Raw genomic sequence first — 12,407 nt, forward strand, 5'->3', positions numbered from 1 at the left:
TGAATTGCGCCCTATATAGGAAAGGGCCGAACCTCGATCAATGAAAAGCGGCGTGAACACGCTCGTAAATCTTGACACGAAACGTCGCATCATCGCGAGGGTCCGGCTCGACCTCTGGCAATGAGACAACTTCCCAGTCCCTGGACGATATTTCAGGGAAGTATACTTCGCCTTCCGGCGAAAGATCTATATGGCTTATGTATAGCCGATCTGCCAGATCAAGCGCCTGCCGGTATATTTCTCCACCACCAATAATCATGATTTCATCGACACCATCAGCCGCCGCAATGGCTTTCGCATGGTGGATTGCGTCGTTAAGGTTGCTGATGACCAGAACCCCATCTGGCTGGTACCCCGCCTGGCGGGTCACCACGAGGTTGGTACGCTTGGGCAGCGGCTTGCCGACAGTCTCGAATTGCTTGCGCCCCATGACTATGGGCTTGCCAAGCGTCATCTTTCGGAAAAACTGCATGTCCGAGGGGATGCGCCACGGAATCGCCTGATCACAGCCAATGACGCCGTTCTCTGCCACGCCCGCAATCATGCTGATGCGGACATCATCTTCGCTTGAAGCCTCTGCACTCATACGGCGACCGGAGCCTTGATATGTGGATGCGGTTCATACCCTTCGAAGCCAATGTCCTCGAAGGTGAAGTCCTCAAGTCGAGTGATCTCAGAAGAAAGCTGCAGTTTCGGCAAAGGCCGAGGCGTTCGAGACAACTGCTCCCGCGCTTGGGCAAAATGATTGGCGTAAAGATGGACATCGCCGAACGTGTGAATGAATTCACCCGGCCGATAGCCCGTAACCTGTGCCAGCATATGCGTCAGCAAGGCATATGAGGCGATGTTGAACGGTACGCCTAGAAACGTATCCGCCGAGCGCTGATAGAGCTGACAGCTCAAACGCCCATCCGCGACATAGAACTGGAAAAGGCAATGACACGGCGGTAGCGCCATCTCATCGATCTCGGCCGGATTCCAGGCAGAAACGATATGTCGGCGCGAGTCAGGATTGTTTTTCAAGCCATCGACCAGCTTTGCGATCTGATCAATATGCGTGCCATCCGGTGCCGGCCAACTGCGCCACTGTGATCCGTAAACGGGACCGAGATCGCCATTCTCGTCGGCCCACTCATCCCAGATCTTGACGCCGTTCTCCTGCAGCCAGCGCACGTTGGTGTCGCCGCGCAAGAACCATAGCAACTCATAAACAACCGAGCGCAAATGCAATTTCTTGGTCGTGACGAGAGGGAACCCCTCTGCCAGATCGAAGCGCATCTGATAGCCAAAGAGCGAGCGCGTGCCGGTCCCCGTGCGGTCTGATTTGTCAGTGCCGTTGGCAAGAATGTCGGACAGGAGTTTCAGGTATTGCTGCATGGCAGCATGGTAGCGATTCTTGTTGTCGAGCGCTCTTGCTGAATGCAGCTTTTAACAGGGTAGCGGCTCAGCACCAGCTGAGCATCCTCCCCTCCCACCGATGCGCCAGCCCTTCTGCGACCAGCACCTCACCGAGGGAATTGCCGTCTCGAGTCAGAACGCGCAACGAGCGCCCATATCGGTCGGTGTCTCTGCTTCCCCTGCGTTCGACACGAAACTCTCCTTCATTCAGCAGTTGCATCAGTCTCTGCTTGGCTCGCTCACCGAGCGCGGCCTCGCTTGCGCATGACGGACGGCTGATTTCAGGAGTATTGATATCTGCAATGCGGATCTTTTCGCCCCTAAGCCAGATCGTGTCGCCATCGACGACGCAATCGATGCGGGTTGATCCTGCGCATGAGCCAAACGTGCCGTGGGCTGTCACCGCACGGCCATCGCCTGCGAGCCAATCGGTCAGCGGCAGGGAGGTGGTAAGCGGCAATACGCCGAGCCCGACAGCAAAAGCGAAAGCCACTGCCAGCGGAAACGGAAGCCGCACCCTGCGGCGTGCGCGAACCAGGCGAACCGAACGAGCCATTACATCCCCCGAAATCACATCGAGGATGGCCCGGCGCAGTTAATGTCTGGTCAAGCGAACACGACAATCGAAACAGGGGTTTGCATCGGCCGATCCCATCCCTATATTGGGCGTGCTCGCAAGAGCTATGGCGATAAATGGCCATCGGAATAAGCCACTCGGACCCGGGGGCGGTACCCGGCGCCTCCACCATTATGGGGGCGAAATAGGATCGACGGGGGTGTAAAGGGTGTGTTTTCGCTCGGTATGGTACTACCGTTATCAGACCAATTTTTATAGTTGCCAATGACAACTATGCTGAGGCCCGTCTCGCTGCGTAATGCGGCGCGATAGTCTCGAATGAAGCCCTTCCGCTGTAGCAGGCGGTAGGCGGGGTTCGCAGGCACCTGGCAACAGAAGCCTGCACTTCAACCAGCATCTGTGTTTCATATCCTGCGCGTTTAGGCCTTGAATTGTTGCGCCGGGTGAGGCTGATATGAGCCCCGTTCTACGGATTCTGTTTCCGGAAGGTACCGATGGCTGAAGATCTGATCCGCTACGACATTCTCACCCAGGAGGCGCTGCGTGGCGTGGTGCGCAAGGTCCTGGCTGAAGTGGCGCGGGCTGGCCTGCCCGGCGAGCATCACTTCTTCATCACCTTTTATACCCGGGCCCCCGGCGTCAGGATCTCGCAGAAGCTGCTGGACCAGTACGACAAGGAAATGACCATCGTGCTGCAGAACCAGTTCTGGGGACTCAAGGTCAATGAGACCAACTTCGAGGTCGGTCTGTCTTTTGGGCAACCGGAAACCCTGGTCATCCCATTCGCCGCCCTGCGCGGCTTCTTCGATCCATCGGTGCAAACCGGCATGCAGTTCCAGGATCTTGGCGAGCTCGAAGAACTCGGCGGAGAGGTGCCGGATGCAGCTGAAATGGCAGAGGCCGCCGAATCCGGCAGCACAGACGACGAGCCCGAGGGCGAGCCGGGTGAGAAAGTCGTCAGCCTCGATTCTTTCCGAAAGAAGCCCTGAGCCGCTTGCAGAAGCGTTCCCTCACCATTGCGGGGCATCGCACAAGCATTGCCCTCGAGCCCGAGTTCTGGTCGGGCCTTGACGCTGTAGCAGCAGAACTTTCGCTATCGATCCCTGCAACGGTCGAACTGATCGACCAGTCTCGCAGGAGCGATAATCTCTCTTCGGCCATTCGCCTCGCCGTTCTAGCGTGGTTCAGGGACCATCGGCTTCCTCGACCAGCGCCGCAAGAGGACTGAAGCGGAAGCGATCTCTAAAAGCTCAGGTTGAGAGGCGGCCCGTTATAAACCGGGCCATCCGCTCCAGATTCGAATGGCGGCGTCGCCGGCTGCTGCTGCGGCGCATCGAGAACCGGTGCTCGCGGTGCTGGCTCGACTGGCTCCTCAGCTTCCGCAGCTTCGGAAGCCTCCTCTGCCCGCTGCTGCTCCATTTGTTGAAGCTGCTCCTCGATGAGCCGATTGCGCTCCTCAGCAGCTTCGCGCTGCCTGGCTTCCGCTTCGAGCCGAAGTTGTTCCAGCCTTTGCACTTCAAGCTCGTTTGCGCGCACCTGCAGGGCCGCCACCATCGCTGATAGGCGCGTGTCAACCTGTGGATCGAAGAGCGTGCCGGACAACGCAACGCCAACACGACCTGTTTCCGAACTCATGATGGCATCCTCGTCATACTCCGCGCGCGGAACCATGGTGAAGCTGCCGCCAAGATCGAGATCGGCGAGGCCAATTGTCAGCGTTCCGCTGAGGGCCGCGTCCTGACCATCGATCTGCAGGTTCGACAGACGTGCAGTGCCTCCAGCAATGTTGATCACGCCCTGTGCCGTCTCCGCCTCGAAGGCCCCGCGGCTCAGCCCCATGCCGATGATGTTGGCGAGAGCATCGGCATCCATGTCGAGCACGCTGTCGAGCCGATTGACCGACTGATAGACATCTGGGTCAAGCGCCGACAGCGTCAGGTCAGAGACGGTAACGTTGCCCTGCCCTGCCATCCGCCCGAGGATCGAACGAAAGTCGGTGCCGGTGCCCTCGAACTGCAAGCCGCCACTCACTTGACCGGCAATTGCAGTGATGTCCGTCGGCAGAAGCGCTGTCATGTCCACATCTTCGAGCATTACCCGTCCGCTCAGCGTGCGTTCGGTCAGGGCATTGTCGCAGCAAAGTCCGACACTCCCTTCGATACTGCCATCACCGATCTCAGCGCGCAGATCCGCCAGACGTACCCGCTCAGCGTCCCAGTTCAGATCAAAGCTAACGTCCTGGATCGCAGCATTCCCGCTCCCGATGAGCTCAGGAATGCTAACATTCACAGTACCGCGCGATGGTGCGGGCGCCTCTGGCATTTGAAGGGGGCTGTCTGGCCATACGCCCTCTTCCAGTGTCGCCACGCCGCTGGCGCCCCCGAGCAGCGATGCCACCCCGGACACACTGGCCGAGTTGATGCTCATCGCACCGTCCACCTGTCGGCCGGAAGGCGTTTGCTCAAGGCTGAGCTCTCCGGAAAACCCGGTCCCCGCGCTTGTCCCCTGAATATCGCTCAACCGCAAGGCATCGCCGTCCTCGAAAGCCAGTTGTGCGGTGCCAATCAGTCCCGGAAGATCGGCTCCACGCAGGCCAAGCAGTTCGAGCCAGGCGCCTGTCTGGTCGAGGCGTGCCTCGATCGTGCCCTCGCCCGAGATCGCATCGGCAATGGACAGCTCACCGCTGTAGCTGACGCTCTGCTCGGAGGCACTTGCCGTCACTCGTGCTGTGAGGTTCGCCGGCGCCTGCCCGTCCAGGTTGAAGTGGATCAGCATCTCGCCGAATGGATCAAACGGATTGAGGGCGCCGAGACGCAGCTGCGACATCAACGTGCGGCTTTCGTCAGCCTCAAGATAGCCTCTGGCCGAAACCTCGCCACCAAGCGCTGTGAAGATCCCGCCGGCATAGCTGGCAGTCAGCATGAAATCGGTGCCATCCAGATCGCCATCGATCGTCAGGGTTGGCTGGCCAGCGTCAGCACCGCCGAGGTCAAAAGAGAGCTCTGCCGGGAGAAAGGCATTGAAGGCTTCGCGCCACTTCTGAGGCATGTTCAACAGCTCGTAGGCCCGCGACAGCCCCTCCGCCTCTTCGGACAGAACGTTTACAGTGCCGGTACCGGACACGACCGGATCCGAAAATCCGCCCTGCAGATTCAACGCCGCATCGAATGCCACATCGCCAAGCGGCGCGGCCGCGACACGCTCGAGCAGGACGCTGCTATCGCCCCAGCTGCCTTCGGCAATAAGGTCTTCGCCGTGCATATCGAGAACGTTTGCGGCATCGGCGCGAAGCGAGAAGCTACCGGCGGGAAAACTCACCGAAAACGTGTTGCTGTTACCGGGAGGCGGCAGGAGTTGCAGAAGTCCAGCGCTTTCGCGCTCGCTCAGGGCACCGAATCTGCCAGTGACATCGAGCCTCGGCTCCTCGCCGAATCCGACGCGGAGGTTCAGAACGTTTGAAACACCGTCGAGCACGAACCTGCCGGATGAAAGCGCCAGGGCGTCCGCCCCCAGCACGACGTTTGCGGCATAGCTCCCCGGTGTATTGAACAGCGCATTCTCGTCGCCCGGCGCCCGCCAAATCTGAGACAGGGCGTCGAGACGCTGCGAATTGATCGAAACCTCACCACGAAACTCAGGGCGCTCGCCGGTGGAAGACAGGACGCCACTGGCGGTCAGATCTGTGGCGCCTGGCAGACGCGCGGCCAGGCTTTCGATGGACCACTCGCTGGCATCTGTCGATGCCTCCACCTGAACGTCGCGCAAGGAAAAATCGCGTAGCCCCATTTCAGTCAGTTCGACGGCAACGGTACCGGGAATTGGCGGCACGGGCAGCGCCGGCAGTTCCCGCAACAGGCGGACGAACTCATAAGGCTGCTGCGCTTGATCTTCCGATGCATCGCGCGGCGGCAGCGAGAACACGCCACCATTGACCACTGCGTCGAAATCGCGCCGAGCACCGAGCTGGATGCTCGCCTGCCCGGTCAAGCGTGTGCCAGGGCGGTTCTCATCAGGCATCAGTGAATAGCCGGTGAGCACCACCCTGTCGGTCGATGCCTCGATATTGCTTTCGAGAATCAGATCGCCACGAATGTCCTCGGCGGCCTCGGCAGCCTCGGGGGTATGCCGATACGTCATGCCGCCTTCGAAACGCGGCGCCGAGCCAGGCATGAGATCGCCATCGAACTGGAATGTGTGCGGACCCCCGATCGATTCGACACGCGCCGAAAGCCTGCTCTCTCCGGCCTCATCGACAGCCGACGTATTAAGGCGCAACCGATACGGCGCGTCGCGAAACTCGCCCCTGCCCTGGAACTGAAATGGCCCGGAGAACCCCGATAGTCTCAGGTTCCCTTCCACACCGCTCAGCACCACGTTCTCGCTTGCCCGGCGATCCATCAGCCGGACGCTGCCGTTGACGATATGGGCACTTTCCAGCACGACATTGGTGGCGCCTGCTTCCCCAGCAAATGCGAAGTCGGAGACCAACAGACCATTCTTGTCGATCGTCAGGTCAATCACTGGCGCGTTGAGGTCAAAGCGCGTCAAATTGTACTGGTCGCGCAGGAACTCGATCAGCGAAAACTCGGCATCGACCGATTCCACTGTCACTGACGGCTCTTCAAGTTCGCCTACCACGACATCCGAGAACAACAGCCGCGGCTGCGGCAGCAAGCGGAAGTCGATGTCCCCGAGAATGCTCACCTCCGCGCCGACGACATCGCTCGCGATGATTTCCATGCGCTCGCGATAATCGCTCCACTGGATAAAGCGCGGCACGATAAATGCGGCAGCGAGGACGAAAATCGCAAGCAGGCCTACAATGATGTAGATGCGGTTCAGCAAGGGCGTATCGCTTTCGTTCGGCGAACACAGAATGCAGGCGGGCGAGACGGGAGTGCAACCCCGTCATCTGCCGGTAACGACAGAACGAATCTGACCCGACCAAGACCAGCAATATCACCATTGTGTCAGCGCACATAAAAAAGGCGGCCAGCCAAACGGCCGACCGCCCAAATAAGTTTTGCGCCTAGGCTCTTACATCTGGCCGATCGACCAGAAATTGGTCTCGCCCGAGGAGTCGTCAACGCCATCGTTGTCGGTCACGACCCAGCCTTCATTGTTGGCGTCGATCGCAAAGCCCTCGACCTTGTCCAGAACGTAACCGTTGAAGGACTGCAGGTCGGGGATGAAGTCGCGGACTTCTTCCTTGGTGACAACCGGAAGTTCTCCACCGATCGAAGCGCCCTGCATCTGGGACATCGGCACGCGGTAGAGCGCCTTGAGTTCGGCTGCTTCGCCGATCTGGTTGTCGCGCTCGACGATGTAGACATAATCGCCGTGTGCAGTGATTTCCGACAGGCCGACCCAGGCGCCTTCTGCTGGCGTTTCAAGCAGATAGTGCACCGCCGCCCATTCGCCCGAAGCCGGATTGTAGGAGACAAGCTTGACCATGCCGGCCGGATCATCGCCCCACTCGCGCTGGATGGCGATCCAAAGGGTCATGTCATCGCCTTCACCGACAACAGTCACGCCTTCCGCACCAAAGCGGATTTCGTTCGCCAGAAGCTCTTCCGGGAACATCACTTCTTGCTGGATCGCACCTTCGGCATCGACGTGATAGAGCGCATGCGGCACCTCACGGTCGGTGCGGCCTTCTGAAGCCAGCCAGAACCCGCCCTCGCCATCAAGCGCAATGCCTTCAAGATCAATACCGCTGGCAGCATCGCCATCCCGGGTGACAACGGTCTTGTCGGTAATCATGGCCGGGGTTTGCGTGGCATCAATCGTGTAGATCGATGGCTGGCCGGACAGGAAGCTGTCGGATACTGCGTAAAGCATACCGGCCTGTTCCGCGTCGGCAACCAGACCCGACAGCGCCACCCAACCGATCGGGCGGCCATCTGCATCGAGATCAGACATTATCTGCGGATAGACCGGCTGCTCGGCTTCGGCGAGTTCGAAGATCATCACGTGCGAACCGACACCGCCGTCCACACGCAGATCGTTTTCATTGGCGGTGATCAGCAGGTTACGCTCGGGGATTTCCACCGCACCTTCCGGGCCGATGCCCGACGGCAGCGACTGCAAGTATTCCGGCTCGGCACCGGTATCCTTGTAGACTGCCACCAGCGAGGAGCGCTCCTGGCCGACGAAGAGATACGTCGTATCGCCGAACGTTGCGACCTCGACGCCTTCCGGCTCGACGCCCTTGGCATCGGAACGGCCGTCTGGATAGTGACCAAGCTGGGCTGCGATCATTTCCATCGAGGCGCCGCTCTCATACGAGACGCTGCCATCCTTGTTCCAGATGGTGAAGCTGCGCGAGCCACCGTTGTAGTCGCCCTCGTTGGCTGAGATGAAGCGCTCGTCGTCAATCCACTTGACGGCGTCCGGCTCACGCAGGCGCCCGTCCTGGGATCCGCTGAAGTCGAGCACACCGTCGTCTTCGACATCGATATTCTCGAGATCGACCGAACCGGCGCTGAAATGGTTGATGATTTCGCCGCTGTCGCCATCAACGATGACGAAGTGGTTGTTCTCCTGAAGCGAGACGACGATCTCGTTCTCGCCGTTGATGGAGACATATTCCGGCTCCGGGTCCGTCGGGCCGATATCGGCGAGACCGGTCAGGTCGACAAGCATGCGGCTGTCGCAGTCGATCTCACCATCGGCGACGCTGAACACCGCAAGACCGCCGGCGGGCAGCTGCGGCAACTCGCCATCGTTGAGATCCTCGTCGCGCTCGTTTTCGATCGCAACGGCAAGAAGCGAACCGTCGGCATTGCGCGCCAAGGCATCCGGCTGACCGCCAAGGTCACAGGTGACGCCAATGGACTGGCTGGCGATATCGATGCTGGCAACGTGGCCCGATGGATTTGTGTAGCTTTCCGAGGTGTTCACACCCGCCAGAACCTTATCGCCGAACACCACGACGGTTGTCGGCTCACCGCTGAGATCGACAAAGCCCGCGGCTTCGGGAGCCGCAGCATCTGTGATGTCGATGAAGCCAATACCGCCTGCAGGGCTGTCGGAGTAGATCAGCGTCATGCCGTCTTCAGTGACGGTGATGATCTCTGATGAAGTCTCTTCGGCTTCCGGATTATTCTGAGCCACCGGGAAGCTGGCGATACGATCGAAGTACTGTTCTGCGTGCGCGGCGGCGGTGCCGGCAAGCAACACAGCGGCCAGGGCCGCAATTCGGCTGGTATGACGCATGATATCCCCCATTTTTGGATGCGGCACCCGTAAAAACCCAGCGCGACATTTGCGTGAACTTTGCGTGACACTCGCGTGACAGCCAGTCGTCCTCCTGTACACCGCTGCCGGCGACACCTATATTCTGCTCGGAACAAAATGAGATTCGTCGCCTGGGGCAGAAGCCTGCCCGCGCTGCCGCGGCCGAACCGAAAGTGCTTCATGCCCGGAACCGCCCCCTCTTTCGACCGGCCAGCTGCCGGTCCAATCACAAGCCAGTTCTCTCGCCGCCCTCCGGATTATCTCGAGGGCCTGAACGAGGAACAACGTGACGCGGTGTTGTCGACCGAAGGGCCGCTTTTGGTGCTGGCTGGCGCTGGTACCGGCAAGACCCGCGTGTTGACCACGAGGATCGCGCATATCCTGTCGACGCGCATGGCCCGTGGCGCCGAAATTCTGTCCGTAACGTTCACCAATAAGGCCGCGCGCGAGATGAAGGAGCGGATCGGCAGCCTCGTTGGCTCGAGCGTCGAGGGCATGCCCTGGCTCGGCACCTTCCACTCAATTTCCGCGCGGATTCTGCGGCGACACGCCGAACTTGTCGATCTGCGCTCGGATTTCACCATTCTCGATACTGATGACCAGATCCGCCTGATCAAGCAGTTGCTGGCTGCCGAGAACATCGACGAGAAGCGCTGGCCGGCGCGCCAGTTTGCCGGAATGCTCGACGCATGGAAGAACCGCGGCCTGCTGCCCCGTGACGTTTCGGAGGCAGATGCCGGGTTCTTCGCCAACGGCAAGGGAAAAAAGCTCTATGCCGACTATCAGGCCCGGCTCAAAGTCCTCAATGCCGCGGATTTCGGCGACCTTCTGCTCGAATGCATCCGGCTGTTCCGCGAGCAGCCGGACGTTCTGGCGGAGTACCATCGGCGCTTTCGCTACATGCTGGTCGACGAGTACCAGGACAGCAATGTGGCGCAGTATTTGTGGCTGCGCCTTCTGGCGCAGGGCAAGCCGGCCAGTGAAGCAAATATCTGCGTAGTCGGCGACGACGATCAGTCCATCTATGGCTGGCGCGGCGCCGAGGTGGACAACATCCTGCGCTTCGAAAAAGACTTTCCGGGCGCCAAGGTGATCAAGCTCGAGCGCAACTATCGCTCGACTTCGAATATCCTCTCCGCCGCCTCTCACCTCATTGCCCACAATGAAAGCCGGCTCGGCAAGACACTGCAGACCGATGTCGGTGAACGGGGCGAAACGGTTGCCGTCACCTCGGTTTGGGACAGCGAGGAAGAAGCCCGCCAGATCGGCGAAGATATCGAGCAGTTGCAACGCAACGGCGAAGCGCTCGATTCAATGGCAATACTCGTGCGCGCCTCGTTTCAGATGCGCGAGTTCGAAGAGCGCTTCATCACGCTTGGCCTCAACTACAGGGTCGTCGGCGGCCCACGCTTTTATGAGCGTCGTGAAATCCGCGATGCCCTCGCCTATCTGCGCCTGGTCTCGAATTTCACTGATGACCTCGCCTTCGAGCGCATCGTCAACGTGCCCAAACGCGGTCTGGGCGACACTACGGTAAAAGTGCTGATGGGCACGGCCCGGCACCAGAATGTGCCTCTGACCACGGCCACGCGCATGCTGATCGAGACGGAAGATCTCAAACCCAAGCAGCGCACGACGCTGCGCGAATTGCTGGCGCAGTTCGACGATTGGGCAGAGCGATCCCGAAGCATACCGCACGCCGAACTGGCGGAGCAGATCCTCGACGAAAGCGGCTATACTGCCATGTGGCAGGCCGACAAGGCCCCGGACTCGCCCGGCCGGTTGGAAAACCTCAAGGAACTCGTCCGCTCAATGGAAGAGTTCGAAACACTCGGCGGCTTCCTCGAACACATTTCACTTGTCATGGATCGCGACAGTGCCGACAGCGATGATGCCGTCTCGATCATGACGCTGCACTCAGCCAAAGGGCTGGAGTTCAACACGGTGTTTCTGCCGGGTTGGGAAGAAGGCCTGTTTCCGCACCAGCGGGCGTTGGACGAATCCGGCCGTGCCGGGCTCGAGGAAGAACGCCGGCTCGCCTATGTCGGCATCACCCGTGCCCGCAAGCGCGCAAAGATCTCGCTCGCCCAGAATCGGCGCATTCACGGGCTGTGGCAGTCCGCTATCCCGTCGCGTTTCCTTGATGAACTTCCGGCGGACGCTGTCGAGGTCAAGGATACCGGCTCGTCCTATGGCGGTTATGGCTACGGCGGCGGCGCCAGTTCGCGCTTCAATCAGGTCGACCCGTTCGACAGTGTCTACGAGACGCCTGGTTGGCAGCGCGCGCAGCGTCAGCGCGAAAACCGCAAGAGCCCTGGTCCGATGACAATTGATGGAGAGCTTGTCGCCAAGTCGGTGAGCGACCCGGGGACGAGTTCCGCGTTCAGCCTTGGCGAGACCGTGCTGCACCTCAAGTTCGGCCACGGCGAGATCATCAATATCGAAGGCAACAAGCTCACCATCCAGTTCGAGACCGGACGCAAGAAGGTCCTCGACAGCTTCATTCGCAAGTCCTGACGGAGACCTTTCATGATCATCACAACAACAACAACGCTCGAAGGCCGCCCGGTGCGTGAATATCTCGGGATCGTCACTGGCGAGGTGATCATCGGCGCCAACATCTTCCGCGATCTGTTCGCTAATATTCGCGATATCGTTGGCGGCAGGTCCGGAGCGTATCAGAACGCCTTGCGCGGTGCGCGCGAGGAAGCGTTGCGCGAGCTCGAAGAAGAGGCAGCGAGCCTTGGTGCCGACGCCATTATCGGCGTCGATCTCGACTATGAGGTTGTGGGTGATAAAGGCTCGATGCTGATGGTGTCGATCACAGGGACTGCCGTAAGGTTCTGATCGGCGCCTATCCCGGCAGACCAACGCCCCCGCGCGGAGCAGTCTCGAACCTGTGCCCAAACCCGGCAATGATCGGCCGCGCCTTTGCGATCGTGGCCTGAACATGCGTCAGTTGCAGCGAATCCGCGTGGCTGGCCTTGTCGGTCCACACTTCGCTGATCCAGATCGCATTGGCATTCTCCTGATCTTCCGCGATCACGTAACTGAGGCAGCCCGGCATCTCGTCCTTCATCTGCAGCAGCAATGAGATGAGCTCTTCCCGTTGCCCGTCCTGAGCCAGCATCTGTCCGATCAAACCATACATACCCGCCTCCAGAACAAAGAATGAACAAGAAGTATCGCGACG

At 59.9% G+C, this 12,407-nt stretch carries 10 protein-coding genes and 1 other RNA gene; 5 read left to right on the plus strand and 6 right to left on the minus strand.

Features of this window, described 5'->3' with window-relative positions:
- Window positions 1–37: 37 nt before the first annotated feature.
- From IE127_RS04090 to IE127_RS04100, 3 genes are all read right to left on the minus strand, one after another.
- Window positions 38–586, minus strand: a complete 549-nt coding sequence (locus IE127_RS04090) for a dihydrofolate reductase (protein ID WP_189423647.1) — start codon at window positions 584–586, stop codon at window positions 38–40.
- On the minus strand, window positions 583–1,377 hold the full coding sequence (locus tag IE127_RS04095; protein ID WP_189423648.1) for a thymidylate synthase: 795 nt from the start codon (window positions 1,375–1,377) through the stop codon (window positions 583–585). Before IE127_RS04095 ends, IE127_RS04090 begins: the two co-directional genes overlap by 4 nt.
- Window positions 1,378–1,444: 67 nt before the next feature.
- On the minus strand, window positions 1,445–1,954 hold the full coding sequence (locus tag IE127_RS04100; RefSeq protein WP_189423649.1) for a thermonuclease family protein: 510 nt from the start codon (window positions 1,952–1,954) through the stop codon (window positions 1,445–1,447).
- A gap of 75 nt (window positions 1,955–2,029) precedes the next feature.
- On the opposite strand from IE127_RS04100, the gene ssrA reads away from it, so the two are divergent.
- The 3 genes from ssrA (at window position 2,030) to IE127_RS04115 (ending at window position 3,203) form a co-directional block, all read left to right on the plus strand.
- Window positions 2,030–2,361: a transfer-messenger RNA gene (ssrA, locus tag IE127_RS04105) on the plus strand.
- Window positions 2,362–2,469: 108 nt separating this feature from the next.
- The gene (locus tag IE127_RS04110; protein WP_189423650.1) at window positions 2,470–2,964 is read left to right on the plus strand and encodes an SspB family protein; all 495 of its coding nucleotides are present in this window, start codon (window positions 2,470–2,472) and stop codon (window positions 2,962–2,964) included.
- A gap of 5 nt (window positions 2,965–2,969) precedes the next feature.
- Window positions 2,970–3,203, plus strand: a complete 234-nt coding sequence (locus tag IE127_RS04115; RefSeq protein ID WP_189423651.1) for a ribbon-helix-helix domain-containing protein — start codon at window positions 2,970–2,972, stop codon at window positions 3,201–3,203.
- A gap of 14 nt (window positions 3,204–3,217) precedes the next feature.
- Here the strand turns inward: IE127_RS04115 and IE127_RS04120 are convergent, their stop codons facing one another.
- Window positions 3,218–6,820 carry an AsmA family protein gene (locus tag IE127_RS04120; RefSeq protein ID WP_189423653.1) on the minus strand — a complete coding sequence of 1,201 codons (3,603 nt, stop codon included), beginning with the start codon at window positions 6,818–6,820 and terminating at the stop codon, window positions 3,218–3,220.
- A gap of 192 nt (window positions 6,821–7,012) precedes the next feature.
- A complete protein-coding gene (locus IE127_RS04125; protein ID WP_189423655.1) occupies window positions 7,013–9,193 on the minus strand; it encodes an esterase-like activity of phytase family protein in 2,181 nt (726 codons plus the stop codon).
- Window positions 9,194–9,394: 201 nt separating this feature from the next.
- Between IE127_RS04125 and IE127_RS04130 the strand changes: the two genes are divergently transcribed.
- Together IE127_RS04130 and IE127_RS04135 are read left to right on the plus strand one after the other, a co-directional pair.
- A complete protein-coding gene (locus IE127_RS04130; protein ID WP_210310411.1) occupies window positions 9,395–11,731 on the plus strand; it encodes an ATP-dependent helicase in 2,337 nt (778 codons plus the stop codon).
- 12 nt (window positions 11,732–11,743) lie between these two features.
- Window positions 11,744–12,061 carry a heavy metal-binding domain-containing protein gene (locus IE127_RS04135; protein ID WP_189423659.1) on the plus strand — a complete coding sequence of 106 codons (318 nt, stop codon included), beginning with the start codon at window positions 11,744–11,746 and terminating at the stop codon, window positions 12,059–12,061.
- Window positions 12,062–12,068: 7 nt separating this feature from the next.
- Here IE127_RS04135 and IE127_RS04140 read toward each other — a convergent pair whose 3' ends face one another.
- Window positions 12,069–12,365: a putative quinol monooxygenase gene (locus IE127_RS04140; RefSeq protein ID WP_189423661.1), complete on the minus strand. Its 297-nt coding sequence runs from the start codon at window positions 12,363–12,365 to the stop codon at window positions 12,069–12,071.
- Between the last annotated feature and the right edge of the window lie 42 nt (window positions 12,366–12,407).

The sequence above is a fragment of the Devosia pacifica genome (assembly GCF_014652635.1).
Classification (GTDB): domain Bacteria; phylum Pseudomonadota; class Alphaproteobacteria; order Rhizobiales; family Devosiaceae; genus Devosia; species Devosia pacifica.